15 protein-coding genes are annotated in these 20,329 nt (G+C 71.4%); 11 read left to right on the top strand and 4 right to left on the bottom strand.

The genetic code is table 11. From position 1 onward, the window contains the following. Positions 1-75: 75 nt before the first annotated feature. Together AB8A24_RS07935 and AB8A24_RS07930 are read right to left on the bottom strand one after the other, a co-directional pair. Positions 76-1,230 (bottom strand): LuxR C-terminal-related transcriptional regulator, encoded by a 1,155-nt coding sequence (locus AB8A24_RS07935; RefSeq protein WP_369475222.1) that lies wholly within the window; start codon positions 1,228-1,230, stop codon positions 76-78. 505 nt (positions 1,231-1,735) lie between these two features. Next, positions 1,736-2,503, bottom strand: a complete 768-nt coding sequence (locus tag AB8A24_RS07930) for a DeoR/GlpR family DNA-binding transcription regulator (protein ID WP_369475221.1) — start codon at positions 2,501-2,503, stop codon at positions 1,736-1,738. Between the two features lie 170 nt (positions 2,504-2,673). Between AB8A24_RS07930 and AB8A24_RS07925 the strand changes: the two genes are divergently transcribed. From AB8A24_RS07925 to AB8A24_RS07900, 6 genes are all read left to right on the top strand, one after another. Then, positions 2,674-3,900 carry a sugar MFS transporter gene (locus AB8A24_RS07925; protein ID WP_369475220.1) on the top strand — a complete coding sequence of 409 codons (1,227 nt, stop codon included), beginning with the start codon at positions 2,674-2,676 and terminating at the stop codon, positions 3,898-3,900. Positions 3,901-3,926: 26 nt separating this feature from the next. Beyond that, a complete protein-coding gene (locus tag AB8A24_RS07920) occupies positions 3,927-4,529 on the top strand; it encodes an HAD family hydrolase (RefSeq protein WP_369475219.1) in 603 nt (200 codons plus the stop codon). Positions 4,530-4,855: 326 nt separating this feature from the next. Then, positions 4,856-6,124, top strand: coding sequence for an aspartate aminotransferase family protein (locus AB8A24_RS07915; protein ID WP_369475218.1), 1,269 nt, complete (start codon positions 4,856-4,858; stop codon positions 6,122-6,124). Further along, positions 6,121-7,092, top strand: a complete 972-nt coding sequence (locus AB8A24_RS07910; RefSeq protein WP_328960647.1) for an inositol monophosphatase family protein — start codon at positions 6,121-6,123, stop codon at positions 7,090-7,092. The genes AB8A24_RS07915 and AB8A24_RS07910 overlap by 4 nt, the downstream gene beginning before the upstream one ends. Continuing rightward, complete coding sequence (locus tag AB8A24_RS07905) at positions 7,089-8,126, top strand: zinc-binding dehydrogenase (protein WP_369475217.1); 1,038 nt, start codon at positions 7,089-7,091, stop codon at positions 8,124-8,126. The genes AB8A24_RS07910 and AB8A24_RS07905 overlap by 4 nt, the downstream gene beginning before the upstream one ends. Then, positions 8,123-10,051, top strand: coding sequence for a beta-galactosidase (locus tag AB8A24_RS07900; RefSeq protein WP_369475216.1), 1,929 nt, complete (start codon positions 8,123-8,125; stop codon positions 10,049-10,051). Before AB8A24_RS07905 ends, AB8A24_RS07900 begins: the two co-directional genes overlap by 4 nt. A gap of 95 nt (positions 10,052-10,146) precedes the next feature. On the opposite strand, the gene AB8A24_RS07895 is transcribed toward AB8A24_RS07900, so the two are convergent. After that, the gene (locus AB8A24_RS07895; RefSeq protein ID WP_328960644.1) at positions 10,147-11,292 is read right to left on the bottom strand and encodes an extracellular solute-binding protein; all 1,146 of its coding nucleotides are present in this window, start codon (positions 11,290-11,292) and stop codon (positions 10,147-10,149) included. A gap of 122 nt (positions 11,293-11,414) precedes the next feature. Then, positions 11,415-14,219 carry a SpoIIE family protein phosphatase gene (locus AB8A24_RS07890; RefSeq protein WP_369475240.1) on the bottom strand — a complete coding sequence of 935 codons (2,805 nt, stop codon included), beginning with the start codon at positions 14,217-14,219 and terminating at the stop codon, positions 11,415-11,417. A gap of 350 nt (positions 14,220-14,569) precedes the next feature. On the opposite strand from AB8A24_RS07890, the gene AB8A24_RS07885 reads away from it, so the two are divergent. The 5 genes from AB8A24_RS07885 (at position 14,570) to AB8A24_RS07865 (ending at position 20,287) form a co-directional block, all read left to right on the top strand. After that, positions 14,570-16,105 carry an alpha/beta fold hydrolase gene (locus AB8A24_RS07885; protein ID WP_369475215.1) on the top strand — a complete coding sequence of 512 codons (1,536 nt, stop codon included), beginning with the start codon at positions 14,570-14,572 and terminating at the stop codon, positions 16,103-16,105. A gap of 89 nt (positions 16,106-16,194) precedes the next feature. Further along, positions 16,195-17,295 (top strand): serine hydrolase domain-containing protein, encoded by a 1,101-nt coding sequence (locus AB8A24_RS07880; protein WP_369475214.1) that lies wholly within the window; start codon positions 16,195-16,197, stop codon positions 17,293-17,295. Between the two features lie 256 nt (positions 17,296-17,551). Further along, positions 17,552-18,469, top strand: a complete 918-nt coding sequence (locus AB8A24_RS07875) for a Kelch repeat-containing protein (protein WP_369475213.1) — start codon at positions 17,552-17,554, stop codon at positions 18,467-18,469. 100 nt (positions 18,470-18,569) lie between these two features. After that, positions 18,570-19,655, top strand: coding sequence for an S-(hydroxymethyl)mycothiol dehydrogenase (locus AB8A24_RS07870; protein WP_328960640.1), 1,086 nt, complete (start codon positions 18,570-18,572; stop codon positions 19,653-19,655). Continuing rightward, entirely contained in the window at positions 19,655-20,287 is a 633-nt protein-coding gene (locus AB8A24_RS07865; RefSeq protein WP_369475212.1) for an MBL fold metallo-hydrolase, read from the top strand. Before AB8A24_RS07870 ends, AB8A24_RS07865 begins: the two co-directional genes overlap by 1 nt. Positions 20,288-20,329 lie beyond the last annotated feature (42 nt).

Below are 20,329 nucleotides of genomic sequence, written 5' to 3'. Positions count from 1 at the left end.
TCCTCAGTCGGATCGGTCGATCAACGACGACGTGAGGTCACTGTCCGCGACAGCCGGACGGTCCCGAAAGTCCCACTAATACGCCTCTTGACGACGCCCGATCCGCTCGGAGAAATCCTCGGTACCGCGATCCCGTGACAGGTGGATCCAGGTGCTCCGGTCCACGGCGCACCCCGACAAGCCGGGTGGGGCCGGTGGTGCGGGCACGGATCCTGACATCGATGTCGAGGCGTCGGCGCGGGCATGCTCGCGGGTGTGGGCGCCGGCATCGGCGCTCTCCGGGCCGTCGGGTGCGAGCAGCCCGTGCCGGTGGGCCAGGTAGCCGAGCTGGAAGCGGCTCGTCGCGCCGAGCTGACGCATGATGGCGGAGACATGGCGCTGGCAGGTGCGCACCGAGATGCCGAGGGCGCGGGCCGTGGCGCGGTCGTCGTCGCCCTGCATCAGGTGCTGCAGGATGGATCGTTTCGCCTGGTCGGCGACGTCCTGGATGAAGGCCTTCTCGCGCGGTTTGCCGATGGGCTCGCCCGTCGCCCACAGCAGGTCGAACATCTCGGCGACGAAGGCGACCAGGTCGGGGCTACGGACGAGCAGGGCCCCGCCCGCCGTTTCCGGGAGCGGGAGGGCGAGCAGGGAGCGGTCGAAGACCAGGCACCGGGCCAGGCCGCCGGACACCGTCCTCGCCTCGGCACCGAGAGCCGCCAGTTCCGTCTCGTACCGCACGGTCGGCGGGTCGAAGCGGGCCGAGTGCTGGTACAGCGTGCGCACGGGGACTCCACGGGCGAGCAGGTCCCGGTGCCGGAGGCGGGCACGGCGCAGCTCGTCCTCGGGCAGGGGGCCGCCCGGCTGTGCGCAGAGCACCTCCTGCGTGCACGCGGCGGACTGCCGGTCGAGGACGCGCCGCAGTTCGGCCGCCGACTCGATCCGCTCCAGCGGCGGCCCCTCCAGGGTCCGTTGGCGCGCGGCGTGCACGATGGCCAGCTCCGCGAGCTGCCCCCGCATGCGCAGCAGGTCGAGCTGGGCGCCCTGGACGCGTTCCTCCCACCGCTTGAGCAAGCGCGCGGACACGTCGGTGGGGTTGGTGGCTGCAAAGCAGTCGGGGCCGATCTGTCGGACCAGGCCGCTGGAGACGAGGGCGTCGAGGGTACGGGCCATGGCGCCCGGTTCCGCCCGGGCGCGCACCCGGCTGCCCTGGAGGGGCCCGTGTTCTGCGAACTCTCGGTAGAGGGCCATCTCCTCGGACGTGAGCTCGCGGGGTCGAGCACGGTCCTGCGGGCGTTTCGGCGCGCCTGGTTTCATTTCGCTGCCCTCTCGTTCGCATCCGTCGCGATCGCGATGCTAGGAGACTCCGAGGCGGCCCCGCCGCCCCAGGAACGTGTATCAGACATGCTTCTTGTGGGCGGGACTTGAGGGGAGGGCCGTGCAAGATCCTTGATCCGGTGCGGAATTCGCCGGACGGGGCGAACCGGGCGGTCGGACGGCGCCGGACGGCGCACCCCGACGGGATGGCCGGAACGCGTAGGGGCCCACCTGGAAATTGCAGCAAGTCCTTGCTGTCGTCTTCCTGACAGGCGGTAAGACGACGGTCGCGGCCCATTGGCGGGTGGTCGTCAGCCCCTCGATGCTGATCGGGGCGCGCCGATCGGGGATGCGCTCCGCGCAGGAAAGGTGCCCACGCATGGATCCCAGACGACCGGCCGGCCCCGCGCGCCGGGGCCGCCCGGGCCGGTTGCCGGGCTCAGTCGTCCGCCGGATGGACCACCTCGACCCCCTGGTCGCGCAGCACCTCGATCACGGGGGAGTCCGCGGGGGCGTCCGTGACCACGAGGGCGATCTCCTCCATGGCGCAGATGCGGCCCAGCGCCGCCCGGCCGATCTTGTCGGCGGTCGCGACGAGGATCACGCGCTGCGCCGAGGCGACCGCCGCCCGCTTCACCTGGACGTCGTCGAGGTTGTAGGCGGTGGCGCCCTGGACGGGATCGACCCCGCAACACCCCAGGACGAACGTGTCGAAGCACAGGTCCTTGAAGGTCTGTACGGGTGTGGAGCCGTAGAAGGACAGCTCCTCGGGGCGCACCTGCCCGCCCGGCATCACCAGTTGGATGCCGGGGTGCGCGGACAGGGTGAAGGCCGCGTGCAGTGAGAGGGGGGCGACGGTGAGTTGGCGGTGCGCCATGGCCTTGGCTACGGCCACGGCGGTGGTACCCGTGTCCAGCGCCACGGTCTCGCCGTCGGTGAGCAGTTCGACCACGGCGCGCGCGAGCCGCTCCTTGGCCTGCGATTCGGACATGGCCCGGATCGCGTAGGGAGGCTCGACGCCGCCGGGCAGGCTGCTCACCGCGCCGCCGCGCACGCGGCGCAGGGCTCCCCGGGACTCCAGTACCTCCAGGTCCCGGCGGACGGTCATCTCGGACGCCCCGGTGGCCTGGGCCAGCTCGGCCACCGTCGCGCGGTTCTGCCGCATGAGCAGCTCCACGACGAACTTGTGCCTCTCCATCACGTTCATGTGTCTGCTTTTAGCACAGATGGAGGCGACGGATGGCTGAGATGTGCGTTTCGAACATTGCATGTGTTGAAACGAACATCTGCGATGTGTAGCTTGTGTGGAACGGTGGGAACTTCCTGCCGCTGTGAACGTTGATCGTGTTCATTCGGCCGTGATCGATGAGGAGAACCATGACCGCCACCCATGAGGCCGAACTGCCGGAAGGGGGGAAGCCCCTCCTCACCACCGTCGCGATCGGCGCCTCCTGCCTGGCGTTCGTCGTGATCGGCGCCCTCCAGGCGCTCTACGGCCCGGCGATCCCGGCCCTGCGCGACGAGTTCGGCATCAGTCCGGCCGTGGCCGGGCTCAGCCTCAGCGCCCACTTCATCGGCGCCCTCCTCGGCGTGCTGATCTACCACCTCCTGCGGGGCCGCCTGAACAACCGGGTGCTGCTCGGCGGCTCCTACGTGCTGATGGCCGCCGGCGCGGCCGCCTTCGCCTTCTCCCCGAGCTGGGCCCTCGCCCTCGCCGGTACCTTCGTCATCGGCCTGGGCTTCGGCGGCATCGACTACGGCCTCAACCAGCTCTTCGCCGTCGGCTTCGGCCACCGCAGCACCGCCATGCTCAACCTGCTGAACGGGCACTTCGGCATCGGCGCGATCGCCGGCCCCGCCCTGATCGGCTGGCTCGGGGCGGACAGCTACCCGGAGATCTTCCTCGGCACGGGCGTGATCAGCCTGCTGATCCTCGTCACCCTCGGCGGGGTCGTCGCCCGGGAGCCCGCCCCCGCCCCGGCGGAAGGCGCACCGGCCGGCGGCGCCCGGGTGCTTCCGATCATCGCGGTGTTCATCGGCGTCTACGTCCTGCACGTCGCCATCGAGACCGGCGTCGGCGGCTGGGAACCCACCCACCTCGAAGCCGTCGGATACGGCGCCGCCACCGCCGCGACCGCCACCTCCGCCTACTGGGCCGCCATGACCGTCGGCCGGTTCGTCGCCGCGCCGATCAGCCTGCGCTGGTCCGCGCCGTCGATCCTCCTCGTCTGCTGCGTCGGCATGGCCGGCTTCCTCCTCCTGGCCACGGTCCCGGCCCTCGCCCCGTACGCGTACTTCGGCGTCGGCCTGATGATCGCGCCGATCTTCCCGACCTGCCTGCCCTGGCTCAACCGCGCCGTGCCCGGCGTGGGGGCCGCCGGTGCCTACGTGATCGCCGCCTCGATGATCGGAGGCGTGGCGTTCCCGCCCCTGCTGGGCGCCGTCATCGACACGATGGACGTGAAGACGGTGCCGCTGCTGCTGTTCCTGCTCGCCGTCGTCTGCGGCGTGCTGAGCCTGTGGCTGCGCCGCAACGCCCCCGACCCCGGTGGCGTGTCCGGTCCGCGCGACTCCGAGCGTACCGACGCCGTCACCCCTCTCTGAACCCGCAGAATGTGAGGAGCCGAAGGATGAAAGCCGTCCTCTTCGACATGTTCGGTGTCATCGCGCGTGTCCAGTCACCCGAGTCCATGAGCCTCCTGGAACGCACGGCCGGCGGCGACCCCGACCGCTTCTGGGTGGCGTACTGGTCCGAGCGGCCCCCCTACGACCGCGGCGAGGTCACCGGCCCCGGCTACTGGCAGGCGGTGTTCGCGCGGCTCGGCAGCCCGCTCGACCGGCGGCTGACCGAGGAGCTGATCGCCGCCGACCTCGCGAGCTGGAGCGAGATCGACCAAGAGGCCGTGGACCTGCTCGGCCTCCTCGCGGACCAGGGCGTCGTGCTCGGCCTGCTCTCCAACATCCCCGAGGACCTGGCCGCCCGCTACGAGGCCACCCAGCCGTGGCTGGAGCGGTTCGCGGTCCGCGGCCTCTCCTGTCGGATCGGCAGCGCCAAGCCCGAACCCGCCGCCTACGAGTGGTGCGTCCGCGAGCTCGGACTGCCGCCCGAGGAGATCCTCTTCGTCGACGACCGGGCCGAGAACGTGTACGCGGCGCTGCGACTCGGCCTCCAGGGGCATGTGTTCACCTCGCCCGAACGGCTGCGGGACACGCTTCGGACGGCGTCGAGGTGACATCCCCGGGGCGGCTCCCCGCCCTGTGCGCCCCCACGCGCGGCGCCTTCCCGCGACCGCGCCGGCGCCGCGGCGCCCGAAGCGGATCGCAAGGGGAGTGAAAGAGATCTACATCTCCAAATCGCCACTTGTCAGGCCGAGTTGGAATGTGATCACATGAAAGAGAAGGCGCTTCCGTGAGATCCCTGTCCGAAACGGGTGAAATATCCGGGCCGCCCCCCCCACGGGCATCAAGTCGCCGTTTCCCACTTCTTTTCCCTTGGGTGTGAGTTGTCTTTCCTCCGTCCAGATTCTGACGTTTCGAACGACCCGTGTGAGAGGGACCGATGGAAACCAAGGACGTTACCGAGCACATCTATTACCCCGTCAGCGACCACAAGATGGCGCGGGGTGAGGGTGTCTACCTCTACGACGAGGACGGCAGGAGCTACCTCGACTGCGCGTCGGCGACCTTCAACCTGAGCCTGGGATACTCCCACCCGGCCGTCGTCGCCGCCATGAAGGACCAGCTCGACAAGGTGGTCCACATCACCTCGTCCTACCAGAGCGACCCGGTCAACGGCCTGGTCCGGCGGCTGGTCGAGGTCTCCCCGGACAATCTGACGAAGGTGCACCCCAAGGTCTCGGGCGGCTCCGCCGCCAACGAGGGCGCCATCAAGATGGCCCAGATGGCCACCGGCAAGTCCGAGGTCATCACACTGTTCCGCAGCCATGTGGGACAGACGATGATGATGACGTCGATGTCCGGCAACGCATTCCGCCGCGAGCCGTTCCCCAACCTCTTTCCCGGGAGCCTCCAGGTCCCCGACCCGTACTGCTTCCGCTGCTTCTACGGGCAGAAGGAGGGCTCCTGCGGAATGATGTGCGTGGACCGGCTGGAGGACTTCGTCGACTACGCGAGTTCCGGCCGGGTCGCCGCCGTTCTCATCGAGCCGATCTCCGGAAACGGCGGCAACATGGTCCCGCCGGACGGCTACATGCAGAAATTACGCGCCTTCTGCGACGAGCAGAACATCGCCCTCATATTCGACGAGATCCAGACGGGCATCGGCCGTACCGGCCACATGTTCGCGGCCCAGTACTTCGACGTCGAACCCGACGCCATCACCACCGCCAAGGGCCTCGGCGGATCGGGCGCGCAGGTCGCCGCCATCATCACCAACGAGCGGCTCGCCGGCCTCCCCGCGAACCACCACTCCTTCACCTACGGCGCCAACCTGCTGGCCGCCGCCGCGGCCAACGCCACCCTCGACATCGTGCGGCAGCCCGAGTTCCTGGCGAACGTCACCCGCACGGGCGGCTACATCATGGAACGCCTGAACGACATGAAGCGCCGCTACCCGCAGATCGTCGACGTCCGCGGCGTCGGACTGATGATCGGCTTCGAGATCGCCGAAGCCGACGGCAAGCCCGCCGTGAAACTCACCAACCACCTGGCCACCAGGGCCATGGACCACGGCCTGATCCTGCGCACCTCGCGCTACGGCTACGGCAACGTCCTCAAGATCCGCCCGCCGCTGATCCTCACCATGGACCAGGCCGAGGAGATCTGCGACAACCTGGAGAACCTCTTCCTCACGGAGCTGGCCCGATGACCGCGGGCAACCCGATGAAGCGACTGCTCACCTCCCTCGGACAGCACGTCCGCGCCGAACTCCTCGCCTACGAGGCCACCGGCCGCGCGCGCAGCGTCCACGGCGACTCGCCCGGCGGCGACGCCCAGTTCGACGTCGACGAGGTGGCCGAGAAGGCCGTACTGGACTATCTGCGCGCCCACGCCCACGTCCCCGCGGCCCTTTACACCGAGGACGGCTCCTACGTGGAGCTCGCCCCCGAGCCGCAGATCCTCCTCGTCGTCGACCCCATCGACGGCACCCGCCCCACCTCGGCCGGTCTCGAAATGGGCATGGTGTCCATCGCCGCCGCCCCCTACGGCGACGGCACACCCACCCTCGCCGACGTCGACGCCGCCTGCCTGGTCGAGATCAAGAGCGGCGCCTGGCTCTACGGCGACGACACCGACGGCCTCGACAGCGGCGGCTTCGCCACCCCGGTCCCACGCCTGAGCCGGAACACCGACCCGACCCACATGTTCTGGTCGATCGAGTTCAACGGCCACCCGATGGACCTGATGGCCGAGGCGTACGGCCACCTCGTCGACAGCTCGGCCAACACCGGCGGCATCTTCGTCTTCAACAGCAGCACCTTCTCCATCTCCCGCATCATCACCGGCCAGCTCGACGCCTACGTCGACATCGGCAACCGCGTGCTGCGCGACCACCCGGACACCGAAGAGGCGTTCCTGCGGGTCGGCCGCGGCTCGATCCTGCACCTCTTCCCCTACGACATCGCCGCCGTCGTCTACCTCGCCCGGCAGGCCGACGTCGTCATCACCGACGCCTACGGCGACGACCTCGGCAGCACCTCCCTGGTGGACCTCGGCCCGATGAACCAGAAGTCCTGCATCGCCGCCGCCACCCCCGAACTCCACAAGCAGCTGCTCGACACCATCCGCTGGGACCTGGGCCGCGCCGCCGCCGTGCCCGTGAGGGAGGAATCATGAAGGCCCTGACGCTCACCGCCGACCGCACGCTCACCCTCGTCGACCACCCCAAGCCGGAGCCGCAGGCCGCGGACGACCTCGTCATCCGCGTCACCCAGAGCGGCATCTGCGGGACCGACCGCAGCGTCCTCGTCGGCAAGTTCCCGGCCGAGATCGGTGTCGTCATGGGCCACGAGGCCGTCGGCGTCGTCGACTCCACGGGCCCGGGCGTCACCCGCTTCGCCGTCGGCGACCGGGTCATCGTCAACCCCACCCTGTACTGCGGCACCTGCCCCACCTGCCTCGAAGGCCACTGGAACTTCTGCGTCCGCAAGGCCGGGACCGAGGTCGGCCTGGACTACGACGGCTCCTTCGCCGAGTTCATCCGCCTCCCCGAGCTGTTCTGCCACGCGATCCCCGACGACATGGACTTCGACCGCGCCGTCGTCGTCGAACCCCTCGCCTGCGCGCTCAACAACATCGAGGCCGGCCGCCTGGCCGCCGGCGAGACCGCCGTCGTCGTCGGTGGCGGCCCCATGGGCGTGGTCACCGCCATGGCCGCCCAGCGCTACGGCGCCACCGTTCTCCTCGTCGAACCCGACCCGGTACGCGGCCGGCTCGGCCAGGAGATATTCGACGCCCCCGAGTTCGGCGGCCGCGTCACCGTCCACACCCCCGACGACCCCGCCCTCACCGGACGCGGCGACCTCGTCGTCGACTCCGTCGGCAACCTCCTGGAGCAGAGCATCGGCTACGCCGCCGTACGCGGCCGCGTCGTCGTCATGGGCTTCAACAGCAACGCCTCCGCCACCGTCCGGCCGCTGACCCTGCTCCAGCGCGGCCTGCAGATCATCGGTGCCGGCGACTACAACAGCATGATCTTCCCCAAGGCCGTCGAACTGGCCCGGCAGCTGCCGCTGGAGCGCGTGGTCACCCACCGCTTCGCCCTCGCCGACCACGAAGAGGCGTTCAAGGCCCTCGCGGCCGTACCCGGCGCCGAATACACCGCCCTGAAGGTCGTCCTGGTACCCCCGCACGACGAGGCCGTCGCATGAGCCCCGCCCCGCGCACCTCGCTCGCCGAAGCGCTCGTCCCCGGCACCACCCGGCCCGTCGTCGTCGGCGAGTACCCGTACTACCGGGCCGCCCCCACCAACTGGGCCGGCGACCTGCGCGACCTGCGTGCCCTCGGCGTGGACGTCGTCTCCTGCTACCTCCCGTGGCGCTTCCACGAGACCGGCGACCCGCTCCTCGGGACGCAGGGTGACCGCGCCTTCGACTTCACCGGGAAGACCGACCCGCAGCGCGACATCGTCGGACTGCTGGAACTGGCCGCCGCCGCCGGGCTGGGCGTCCTCCTCAAGCCCGGCCCCTTCATCCACGCCGAGGTCCAGCTCGGCGGGCTGCCCGACCGTCTCTGCGGCCCCGGGCACACCCCCTACCAGGGGCTGGACGGCACCGTCCTCACCTCCCAGGGCAAGCCGCTGCCCAGCCTGCTCGACCCGGCCGTCCAGGCCGAGACCGAGGCCTGGCTGAAGGCCGTCGCCGACGAGGTCGTCGCACCGGCCGCCGCCCCCGGCGGCCCCGTCGTCGCCCTCCAACTCGGCAACGAGGGCACCTGCGGCGACGCCCACCTCCCCGTGGACGCCCAGGACGCCTCGCCGCCCGCCCGCAGGGCCTTCGCCCGCTGGCTCACCCGGCACGGCCTGACCGACGAGGCCGCCCTCGCCACCGAGGACGTCACCCGGTGGACCGGCGCCACGCGGCAGCAGTGGGCCCGCTGGTCCGGGCACGCCGTCGTCGGCCTCTGGGACCGGATCTCCGCGCTGTTCCCCGAAGGCCCGGCCCGGCTCGTCAACGTCCCCCTCACCGAGGTCACCGCACCGCGCGCCGCCCTCGACGCCTGGGCCGCCCGGCAGCGCGCCGTCCAGGGCTCCGGGTACTTCGTCGGCCACACCGAATGGATCGGCAACCCGGCCAGGGAGACCGCCGCCTTCGGCTCCCACCTGGCCGGGATCCTCCTCGGCGGCACCGACGTGGTCGAGGCGAACTGGGGGTTCACCTGGACCGACGAGTCCTTCGCCCGGCCGGCGACCCCCGTCTTCAACGCCCTGCTGGCCCTCCTTCTGGGCTCCACCACCGTCAGCGTCTACACCGCCTGCGCCACGGAGAACTGGGGCCCGCTGGTGGACATGGACTCCGACGGACTGCGCGCCGAAGGGGTGGATCCCGCCCTGCACGCACCGCCCTACACCCCCGGCGCACCGCTCGCCGAGGGCGGCGCCCACCAGGCCAACGCCCAGGGCCTGCGGCTGCTGTCCACGTTCCTCGAACGCCACGGCGACCTGCTGTCCGGCTCCGTCCTGGACCGTGACGCGGTGGTCCTCGTCGACCGGGCCCTGCCCGAGGTCGGCGCCTGGCAGCGCACCGGCCGCACCGTCCTCGCGGAACTCGCCGAATCCGTGCACGGCCAACTGGCCGACTCCGGACGGCTGATCGGGCTCGGCTGGCTCGGTGAGCCCCCCCCGCCCCCCGCCGACGGCACCCCCGTACCCGTCGCCGTGCTGCGGGCCGGACACCCCGACGGCGACGGGCCCGGCGAGCTGACGCTCCCGGCCGGCGAGCCCGCGGCCGGCACGGTCGCCGCCTTCCTCGCCGCGTTCGCCGCCGCGCTCCCGGCTCCGGCCGGCCCGCGCCCGACCGCGGCGCACGGCAGGGCCCGCGTACTGAGCCGGTCCGGCCGGGGCGGCGTCCGCGTCATCGGCGCCTTCAACCCCACCGACGCCGCCGACCGGGTCACCGGTACCGGCACCGGCGGTGGCTGGACGCTGGACCTGCCCGCGGGCTCCGCCGCCGTCCTCGTCACCCGCGACGGCGCACTTCTGGGATGGCTCGCCACCCCCGAGGAGCCGACCGCCACCCCCGTCGCCCTCGTGTGGGGCGGCGAACAGGCCGACGCGACCCGCGTCCGAGCCTCCTGAGAACCCGGGCGGCGGGGGAGCGTACCTGACAGCGCGCCCCCCGCCGCCCGGCCCTTGCCCCGCTCCTCGCCGCCCTCGACCGCCCCGGCCGGGGGTCAGCCGGTGACGTCCTTGGTCCAGTTGCGGTTGACCGTCTCGCGGGCCTTCTCCCGTTGCCCCTCCGTCGGGAAGGTCGGTGTGCCCTCGACCGTCGGCAGATTCTCCGCGGCGGCCTTGTCGAGGGTGCCGTCCTGCGCCATGGCCTCCATGAGGACGGGGCGCGCGTAGGCGGCGAGCCGCAGGTTCTGGCCCTCCGGGCTGAAGAGGTACTCCTGCCACAGGCGGGCCGCCGCAGGGTGCGGGGCGTCCCTGTTCACCCCGCTCGCGTAGTACTCGGCGAAGCTGCCGTCGAAGGGGATCGCGGTCCGCCAGTCCACGTCCGCGCCCTGCTTCCGGAATTGGTCGGCGTATTCGAGATTGAGGAAGTCCCAGTCGATGCTGATCGGGGTCCGGCCCTTCGCGATCGTCTCCGGTGAGGACTCGATCGGGATGAAATTGCCGTTCTTGCTGAGCTCGGCGAAGAAGTCGATTCCGGGCTGGATGTTGTCGAAGGACCCCCCGTTCGCCAGGGCCGCCGCGTACACGCCGGCGAAGGCGGAGCCGGACTTGGTGGGATCGCCGTTGAGCGAGACCTGGCCCTTGTACTCGGGCTTGCGCAGATCCGCGAAGGTCGAGGGGCAGGTCTTCACCCGTTTGGCGTCACAGCCGATCGAGATGTAGCCGCCGTAGTTGTTGGCCCAGCGGGCGCGCCTGTCCTTCTGGTCCTCGGGGATCCGGTCGAACGCCGCGACCTCGTACGGAGCGAGCAGGCCCTGCCGGGCCGCCGACTGGGCGAACGAGTCCCCCACGTCGATCGCGTCGGGGGCGCGGCCGTCGCGTCTGTGCTCCTTCAGGGCGTTGATCTCGTCCTGGCTGGTGCCGTCCGGGTTCTCCACAGCGACCTTGATCCCGTACTTCTTCTCGAAGCCGTCGATCAGCGCGCCGTAGTTGGCCCAGTCGCTCGGGAGGGCGATCGTGTTGAGCGCGCCCTCCTTCTTCGCCGCCGCGGTCAGTGCCGCCATACCGCCGGCGTCCGCCGCGGAGGTGGCCACCGCGGGGGCACTGGGCTCGGCGACAGGCTTGTCGCCGCAGGCGCCGAGGGGCGCGCCTGCGAGGGCCAGGAGGGCGGCGACGAAGACTGTCCGGAGACGGGGTGTGGGCACAAAGGCTCCATAACGGGGGAACGCGTACCGATCGAGGCCAGCGTACGTTCGGCAGCCTCGGCGGCGCAGTCCCCGACCGTGGTGTCCGCCGTCTTCCCTGCGGCTGCCGTAGCGGCGCGGTCTCAGAGCCCCTCGTCGTCCCACCCGGCCAGGAGCGCCTCCCCGAGATCCATCGAGGCCGGAGCGTCCCCCGCGTGCAGCCCCTGCTCGCTCCAGATGATCTTGCCGCGGGCGGTGTAGCGGGTGCCCCAGCGCTCGGCGAACTGCGCCACGAGGAACAGACCGCGGCCGCCCTCGTCGGTGTCCGCGGCCCGGCGCAGGTGCGGGGAGGTGCTGGACCCGTCGGAGACCTCGCAGACCAGGCAGCGGTCGTACAGCAGTCGCACCCGGATGGGCTCGGTGCCGTAGCGGATGGCGTTGGTCAACAGCTCGCTGAGGATGAGCTCCGTGGTGAACGAGATGTCCTCCAGACCCCACTCCGCCAGTCGGCGCGCGCAGGCGTTGCGCACCGGGGACACGGCCGCCGGATCGGGCTCCACGTCCCATTCGGCGATCCGCTCCGGATCCAGCAGGCGGGTGCGGGCCACCAGCAGCGCGACGTCGTCGCTGGGCCTGGAGGGCAGCATCGCCTCGATCACCGCCGTACAGGTCTCGTCCGGGGTGCGGGCGGGCCCGGACAGGGCGGCCCGCAGCGCTGCCAGGCCGGCGTCCGGATCACGGTCGCGGCTCTCGATCAGCCCGTCGGTGAAGAGCGCCAGCCGGGAGCCCTCGGGCAGGGTGAGCGCCATGGTCTCCATGGGCAGACCCGCACCCAGGCCCAGCGGCGGGGAGACCGGCATCTCGGGGAAGGACACGCTTCCGTCGGGGCCGACGAGAGCGGGGCCCGGATGCCCGGCGCTGGCCGCGGTCACCTGCCCCGAGACCGGATCGTAGATGGCGCACAGGCAGGTGGCCCCGGTGATCCCCTGCCACTCCTGCTCGTCGGTGTCGATGTGGGTGACCAGCTCGTCCAGGTGGCTCAAGAGTTCGTCCGGGGGCAGGTCGAGGGTGGAGAAGTTGTACACGGCGGTCCGCAGGCGGCCCATGGTGGCGGCCGCGTAGAGACCGTGACCGACGACATCGCCGACCACCAGGGCCACCCGGGTGCCCGGCAGCGGGATGACATCGAACCAGTCACCGCCCACCCCGGCCTGGGCGGCCAGATAGCGGTGCGCGACCTCGACGGCGGACTGCTCCGGTACGCCCCGGGGCAGCAGGCTGCGCTGCAGGGTCACGGCCATGTCGTGCTCGCGGGTGTACCGGCGGGCGTTGTCCACGGACAGCGCCGCACGGGCGGTCAGCTCCTCGACGAAGGAGACGTCCTCCCCGTCGAACGGCGGGGAGTCCTGCCCCCGCCAGTAGCCGACCATGCCCAGCACCACGCCCCGGGCCCGCAGGGGCACGACGATCAGGGAATGGATGCCGCGATCGAGGATCTGCGCGGCGTTGGCCTGGTGCTGGGCCCGCCAGCGGTGGGAGGCGCGCAGGTCCGCCTCCAGGACCGCGCGCCCGCCGGCCAGCCCGGCGGCCATCGGGCCGGTGGGCCCGAACCGGATCACCTCGCCGACGGGTGAGAGCGGATGGTCGTCCCGCAGGCCGACGACGGCGGTGCGGCGCATCTCGGTGACCACCTCGGGCGGCTCCTCGCCGCGCAGCACCGGGTCGAGCAGGTCGACCGTGACCACGTCGGCGAACCGCGGGACCGCCACCTCCGCCAGTTCCTCCGCGGTGCGCTCCACGTTCAGCGTCGTGCCGACCTGCACCCCCGCGTCGTACAGCAGCTTCAGCCGCTCGCGGGCCACCTCGGCCCGGCCGGCGAGTGCCCGCAGCTCCGTGGTGTCGCGCAGCGTGACGACGGTCCCGGCCTTCCCGTAGGGGGCGGTGGGCCGGATGTTCACCGCCAGCAGCCGATCGGCCGCCATGTGCAGCTCGTCGGTCGCGGAACGGCCCGAGGCGATCGGATCGGCGATCCCCTCCTCCAGACCCAGGTCCGTGACCGGCCGCCCTTCCGCGTCCGCCGGCAGGTCCAGCAGCCGCCGCGCCTCGTCATTGGCCAGCAGCAGTCGCCCGCCGCCACCGATGATCAGCACGCCTTCCCGTACGGCGTGCAGCACCGCGTCGTGGTGCTCGTACATGCTCGTCATCTCGGCCGGACCCAGGCCGTGGGTCCGGCGCAGCAGCCGACGGCTCACCAGGGCCGTCCCGCCCGCGGACAGGGCGAGCACCCCGGCCGCGGTGCCGAGGACGACCGGCAGCTGCCCGTTCACCATGCTCTGGACGTTCTGGACCGTGACGGGGGAGGAGACGACGGCGATGACCTTGCCGTCGTCGTCCTTGACGGGGACCACCGAGACCACGGACTGCCCCAGGGACCCGGCGAACGTCTCGGTGAAGGACGTGCCGGCCGCCGCCTTGGAGAAGGGGCCGACGACGCGCTTGCCGATCTGCCGCAGGTCGCTGTGGGCGAGGGTGACCCCGTCGAGCGTGTACACGTTGATGCCGTCGACCCCGGCGATCTTCGCGGCCGCCTGGGCGCTCGGCTGGAGCACCGCGCTGGGGTGGGGGCTGCGTACGGCGGCGACGATCCCCGGAGACTCCGCGAACGTTCCGGCGGCGGCGAGGGTACGGTGCCGCGCGTCCAGCATCGCGGAGCTCCGGGCCTGCACCACGAGCGCCACGACCGCGGCGGCGACGAGCAGGACCACGACGGCCAGCTGGAGGAGGAACACCTCGCCGGCCACGCTGCGCGCGCTCAGGAGGGAGGAAAGGCGCTGCGGCCGCCGGGCCGCCCCTCCCTCGGGGGGTGGGGCGTGCTCCTGGCGCTCTGGGCGGTGCCCTGAACGAGGAGACCGAGCGCGAGCGGAGGAGCTCATGGCCGAACCGAGCAGCCGGCGCCGGAGTGCTCCCGGATTTTGCTCATACTCCATCCTCCAACCTCTGCGGGCTGTCGGCAGCGGGGCGGACCTCACGCGACGTCGCGACGTCGCAGGGGGCGGGCGGCGGTCCCCACCCCGGTGCGGTGCTCGTTCCCGGCCGGCAGGTGCTCGAGGTGAGACCGCTCCTGGGGGAGAAGGGCGCGGTGCGCGTGGCCGGCGGCCGCCCGTGTGCACGCGTCCGGACCAGCCGGTAACGTCGAAATACGTGCGTTCCGCCCATACCGCCGCTGCGTCGCCCGGTGGCCGGCCGTCGATCGGCAGAGGAACGGGATCACATGGCAGAGCACAGGTACCGCGATGGGATGGCAGTCGCCGGGGCCGGTCTGGCCCTCCTGGCGGCATTCGGCCCGACCTCGGCGGGCGCCGCCCCGCGGAACGCCGATTCCGGGACCGTCACCGGCCCCGCCGGGGTCGCGTCACGTTTCGTGCCGGGTCCTTGCCCCACGACGCCTGAACCGATCGAGGCGCTGGCCACCGCCCGGTGCGGATTCCTGGAGGTCCCCGAGAACCGTGCCCGTCCCGGCGGGCGGACCATCCGGCTGGCCGTCGCGGTCATCCCGGCCGCCTCGGCGAAGCCCGCCCAGGACCCCGTGGTGTTCATGTCGGGCGGCCCCGGAGGCGAGACCTTCGACGACATCCCGTTCCTCGTCTCCTCCGGCCTGAACCGGGACCGCGACCTGATCGTCATGGCCCAGCGCGGCAACCTCTACGACCGGCCGAACCTCGCCTGCCCGGAGCTGGACCGCTTCTACGCCACGTCCGTCGGCCTCCCCTCCTACGCGCCGCGGACGGAAAAGCTCATGCTCGACGCGGTGAAGCAGTGCCGGGCCCGCCTGACGGCCGACGGAACCGACCTCAGTGCCTACAACAGCACCGAGAACGCCGCCGACTTCGCCGACCTGCGCACCGCGCTCGGCATCAAACAGTGGAACGTCTACGGCCACTCCTACGGCAGCAACCTGGCCCTGACCTACCTGCGCCTGCACCCCCAGGGGATCCGCGCGGTGGCGTTCGACTCCATCGCCCCTGCGCAGGACGTCTCCCTGCCCTTCGCCTGGGCCGGCGCCCGGGAGGGCCTCGAAAACCTCTACAAGGCCTGCGCGGCGGAGGCGGCTTGCAAGAGCCGCTACCCGGACCTCGAGCGCACCCTGAACGAGCAGGTGCGCAAGCTGGAGGCCCATCCCCTGACGCTGAACGTCGCGCCGCCGCAGGGCGGAGACCCGGTGAAGGTCGTCCTCGACGGCGGCGCGCTGGTGAACCTGCTGGTGGCCAAGGCGATCCCGTTCGCCGAGGTCCCGGCGGCGATCGACGAACTCGCCCGCGGCCGTCCGGAGCGCTTCGCCCGGGCCCGCGCCGCCGGCTCGGTCCCGGTCGTCGGCCAGAGCGCCCACGGTCTGACGAACTCGGTGGTGTGCAGCGAGTGGGTGCCGGACCACTCGGCGTCCGACGTGCTGAACGCGGGCCGCCGGGCGTTCCCCGCCTGGCCGGACCAGGTCCTGGCCCAGGCACCTCAACTGGCCTTCCAGGACCAGGTGTGCCGCGTCTGGAACGTCCCGGACCGCACCGACACGGTGCGGGTGGCGCCGGTCAGCTCCGTGCCGACCCTCTTCATCAACGGCACGGGCGACATGAAGACCGGGGCGAGTTGGGCGCAGAAGACCGCCCGTACGCTGCCCGGTTCGACCACCGTGCAGGTCCCCGGCATCGGGCACTGGGTGGTCCCGCAGTCGCCCTGCGCCCAGAAGGTGCTGGCGTCCTTCCTCACCCGTCCCACCGCGCCCGACACCACATGCGTGGCGGGCCTCGGGTGGAAACCGTTCACGATCACCCCGAAGTGACCGGAGGGCCGATGCCACGGCCACGCGTACGGCGGTCGCCCAAGCCGTCACCGCATCCTTCTTCGACACCCCGACCGAAGGTGGTGTCCGTGAATCGGACGGTGTCCTTGTGCGCCGCCGGGGGCGCCATGATCGCCGTGGTGGTGCTGTCCGGTGCCGCGCACCCGCAGGCGTCCGCGACCGGCGACGACCGCGAGAGGCGCAGCGCAGAGGTGCTCCAGGAGTTGGTGCCTTCTCCTGACGGCCCCGGCTGCGCGGCAGCCGTCGGCGAACGGGGAAGCGTCGTCTGGGAGGCGGGGAGAGGGAAGGCCGATCTGACGACCGGGCGCACCATCACCCCGAAGACGGTCTTCGACATGGCATCCAACTCCAAGCAATTCACCGCGGACGCCGTCCTTCTACTGGCCGGACGGCACCAGCTCGCGCTGGACGACCCCCTGTCCGCATACCTCGACGACCCGCCCGCCTGGACCCGGGACGTCACGCTGGGCGACCTGATGCGTCACACCAGCGGCATCACCGACTACCAGGATCTGCTGGAGGCCAAGGGAATCGAGGTGACGGATCCGGCCGGCCAGAAGGAAGCGATCGCGGCCATCCTCGCCTCGCAGCCGGAAGAACCGCCGGGCGAGCGCTTCTCCTACTCCAACTCCAACTACGTCCTCCTGGCGCACGTCGTCGAGAGGGTCACCGGCAAGCCGTTCCCGACCTTCCTCCAACAGGAATTCTTCGCCCCACTGCACCTGCGCATGACGTTGTCCCCGGCGGTGGACGTTCCCGGCAAGGCGAAGTCGTACGACGAGAAGGACGGCTCCTTCAGTCCCAATTCCTCCCCCTGGAAGCAGTACGGAGACGGCTCGGTCCAGACCACCCCCGGAGAGTTCGTGCGCTGGGCCGACAATTACCGCACCGGTCGCATAGGCGGAACACCCTTGCTCACCGGAGTCACCGGGGGAGCGGTGAGTGTGGGCGACGTCCTGCGCCCGCGCGGCATCGAGGAAGGCCGGTACGGGGCCGGAATCCTCCTTCTCCCCGACAAGAGCCTGGTGCACCGCGGCGACTGGGAGGGGTTCCACAGCACCTTCAAGGTGAGCCCGGACCGCGACACCGCGGTCACCGTCGTGTGCAACGTGGATTCACCCGACAATTTCCGTGCGGCGAATCAGCTGATGGACATCTGGGCCGAATGAACGGCGGATCCTGTCGATCGACCAGGGAAGGCCTGGGGGAGCTGACCGGAGAAGCGAACCGTTGTAGGCTCCGAGCACTGCCCTTGACCTGCGTAAAGCAGGCAGGGAGCCGACAATCCGGGAGTTTCTCCACCACGGACGGGCCCTGGCCGCGGGCGGCGCCGGAAGCCTGCTCGTCGCCCTCTCCGCCGCCGCGCTCCACGACCCGGCCCGGGGCACGTGGACCGGGACGGGCGCCCTGCGCGAGGCGCGCCGCATGCACTCGCTGACGGTGCTCCAGGACGGCCCGGTCCTGGCCGCGGGCGGCAGCACCGGCCCACAGGCCTTCCCACCGCACACCCTCGCGAGCACCGAGCTCTACGACCCGGGGGCCGGGACCTGGACGGAGGTCGATCCCATGTCCGGTGCCCGGTACGGGCATTCGGCGACCCTGCTGGCGGATGGCCGGGTGCTCGTAGCGGGCGGCAACCGCCCCCACGACGCCCGGACCACCGGCACCCTGACCACCGCCGAGCTCTTCGACCCCGAAACCCGGACGTGGTCACCCGCCGGGGACATGGCCGATGCCCGCTGGCACCACATCGCGGCGCCGCTGCCGGACGGACACCTCCTCGCGGTCGGCGGCGTGGCGGACACGGGGCGCACCGTGCAGACCGCGCTCGCCCTCTGCGAGACCTATGACCCGAAGACCGGTACCTGGAGCGCGACCGGAGCGCTGCGCGACGCCCGGTTCGGCCACCAGGCCGTCCCGCTGCCCGACGGCACCGTTCTCGCCGTGGGCGGCGGACGTTCGGGCTCCCACGACGCCCGCTTCGACCCGTACGGCCCGACCGGCGTGGAATGCTACGACCCGAAGACCGGAACCTGGCGTGACGAGCCGCCGCTGCCGTGGACCCGCTGCTATCCCAGGGCGCTGCCATTGCCCTCGGGCGAGGTCCTCGTCCTCGGCGGAGCGGACCCGGCAACGCTGGACGCGGGCTTCCCGAGCGCGCTCCGCTTCGACCCGGCCACCCGCGGATGGTCCCCGGCCGGGCCACTGCGCACCGGGCGCTGGGCCTTCGGCGCGACCTCGCTCGCGAAGGCCGGGTCCTCGTGGCGGGCGGCAGCGACCGTCGTTCCGCGAGGATGCAGTCGCCCAAACAATCGGGCCGGGTCTGACGCGCAGGATTCTTGACTGACGTTCGGGCCTCTACGATGCTGATGTTGCGGTACATGCGATGCGTGCCGTAATGAGCAACTCATCTCTCCGGGTTCAGATCAGTCGAGGAGTGGCCATGGCTCACCAGGTCCGTGCTGTTGTCGCGAGGGAGAAGGGTGCTCCCGTCACTCTGGAAACGATCAACGTGCCCGACCCCGGCCCGGGCGAGGCGCTGGTGAAGGTCGAGGCCTGCGGGGTCTGCCACACGGATCTGCACTATCGCGACGGCGGCATCAGCGACGACTTCCCCTTCCTGCTCGGCCACGAGGCCGCGGGCATCGTGGAAGCGGTCGGCGAGGGCGTGACGGACGTGGTGCCGGGCGACTTCGTGATCCTCAACTGGCGTGCGGTGTGCGGCCAGTGCAGGGCCTGTCTGCGTGGCCGCCCCTGGTACTGCTTCAACACCCACAACGCGAAGCAGAAGATGACCCTCCTCGACGGCACCGAGCTGTCCCCGGCTCTCGGCATCGGCGCCTTCGCCGAGAAGACCCTGGTGGCGGCCGGGCAGTGCACGAAGGTAGATCCCGCCGCGTCGGCGGCGGTGGCCGGACTGCTGGGCTGCGGGGTGATGGCGGGCATCGGCGCCGCGATCAACACCGGGGGCGTCGGGCGTGGCGACAGCGTTGCCGTCATAGGCTGTGGCGGGGTCGGCGACGCTGCGATCGCCGGGTCGCGGCTGGCCGGCGCCGCGAAGATCATCGCGGTGGACATCGACCAGCGGAAGCTCGAAACCGCGAGGAAGCTGGGAGCCACCCACACCGTCAATTCCCAGGAGACGGACCCGGTCGAGGTGATCCGCAGGCTGACCGGCGGATTCGGTGCGGACGTGGTCATCGAGGCGGTCGGCCGCCCGGAGACGTACCGGCAGGCGTTCTATGCCCGCGACCTGGCCGGCACGGTGGTGCTGGTCGGTGTCCCGACGCCCGACATGACGCTGGAGCTGCCGCTCCTCGACGTCTTCGGGCGCGGCGGCGCACTCAAGTCCAGCTGGTACGGGGACTGCCTGCCCAGTCGCGACTTTCCCATGCTGATCGACCTTTACCTGCAGGGTCGGCTGGACCTGGATGCGTTCGTCAGCGAGACCATCGCGCTGGACGAGGTCGAGAAGGCCTTCAAGCGGATGCACCACGGCGAGGTGCTGCGCTCGGTCGTGGTGCTGTGATGGCCGACGTGCGTATTGAACACCTGGTCACCAGCGGGACGTTCAGCCTGGACGGCGGCACGTGGGACGTCGACAACAACGTTTGGATCATCGGTGACGACCGCGAGGCGATCGTCATCGACGCCGCGCACGACGCCGAGGCGATCGCCGCCGCGCTCGGCGGTCGTACCCTCCGGGCGATCGTGTGCACCCATGCACACAACGACCACATCGACGCCGCCCCGGCGCTCGCCGACCGGACCGGCGCGCCGATCCTGCTCCACGGTGACGACCTGCCGCTGTGGAAGCAAACCCACCCGGAGCGGTCGCCGGACGGCGAACTGGCGGATGGCCAGGTCGTGTCGGTGGCGGGCACCGAACTCACGGTGCTGCACACGCCCGGGCATGCACCGGGCGCGGTCTGCTTCTACGCGCCGGAGCTCGGGACGGTCTTCACCGGCGACACGCTGTTCGCCGGTGGGCCCGGCGCGACCGGGCGCTCCTTCTCCCACTTCCCGACGATCATCGACTCCATCCGGGACCGGCTGCTGAGCCTTCCGGCGCAGACGGTGGTCCGTACGGGGCACGGCGACGCGACGACCGTCGGCGACGAGGCGCCGCACGTGGAGGAGTGGATCGCGCGGGGCCATTGACGGGCACGGGGGCGGGGGCTCACCCCCGCCCCCGGTAGCCCG

The sequence above is a fragment of the Streptomyces sp. BF23-19 genome (assembly GCF_041106355.1).
Taxonomy (GTDB): Bacteria; Actinomycetota; Actinomycetes; order Streptomycetales; family Streptomycetaceae; genus Streptomyces; species Streptomyces virginiae_A.
This window is presented reverse-complemented; position numbering and strand designations above follow the sequence as displayed.

Bases quoted from the DNA above. Each gene is read 5' to 3' on its own strand.
- AB8A24_RS07925 (WP_369475220.1), top strand. From the start codon at position 2,674: ATGACCGCCACCCATGAGGCCGAACTGCCGGAAGGGGGGAAGCCCCTC.
- AB8A24_RS07935 (WP_369475222.1), bottom strand. From the start codon at position 1,230: ATGGCCCTCTACCGAGAGTTCGCAGAACACGGGCCCCTCCAGGGCAGC.
- AB8A24_RS07920 (WP_369475219.1), top strand. From the start codon at position 3,927: ATGAAAGCCGTCCTCTTCGACATGTTCGGTGTCATCGCGCGTGTCCAG.
- AB8A24_RS07885 (WP_369475215.1), top strand. From the start codon at position 14,570: ATGGCAGTCGCCGGGGCCGGTCTGGCCCTCCTGGCGGCATTCGGCCCG.
- AB8A24_RS07875 (WP_369475213.1), top strand. From the start codon at position 17,552: ATGCACTCGCTGACGGTGCTCCAGGACGGCCCGGTCCTGGCCGCGGGC.
- AB8A24_RS07905 (WP_369475217.1), top strand. From the start codon at position 7,089: ATGAAGGCCCTGACGCTCACCGCCGACCGCACGCTCACCCTCGTCGAC.
- AB8A24_RS07865 (WP_369475212.1), top strand. From the start codon at position 19,655: ATGGCCGACGTGCGTATTGAACACCTGGTCACCAGCGGGACGTTCAGC.
- AB8A24_RS07915 (WP_369475218.1), top strand. From the start codon at position 4,856: ATGGAAACCAAGGACGTTACCGAGCACATCTATTACCCCGTCAGCGAC.
- AB8A24_RS07870 (WP_328960640.1), top strand. From the start codon at position 18,570: ATGGCTCACCAGGTCCGTGCTGTTGTCGCGAGGGAGAAGGGTGCTCCC.
- AB8A24_RS07930 (WP_369475221.1), bottom strand. From the start codon at position 2,503: ATGAACGTGATGGAGAGGCACAAGTTCGTCGTGGAGCTGCTCATGCGG.
- AB8A24_RS07900 (WP_369475216.1), top strand. From the start codon at position 8,123: ATGAGCCCCGCCCCGCGCACCTCGCTCGCCGAAGCGCTCGTCCCCGGC.
- AB8A24_RS07910 (WP_328960647.1), top strand. From the start codon at position 6,121: ATGACCGCGGGCAACCCGATGAAGCGACTGCTCACCTCCCTCGGACAG.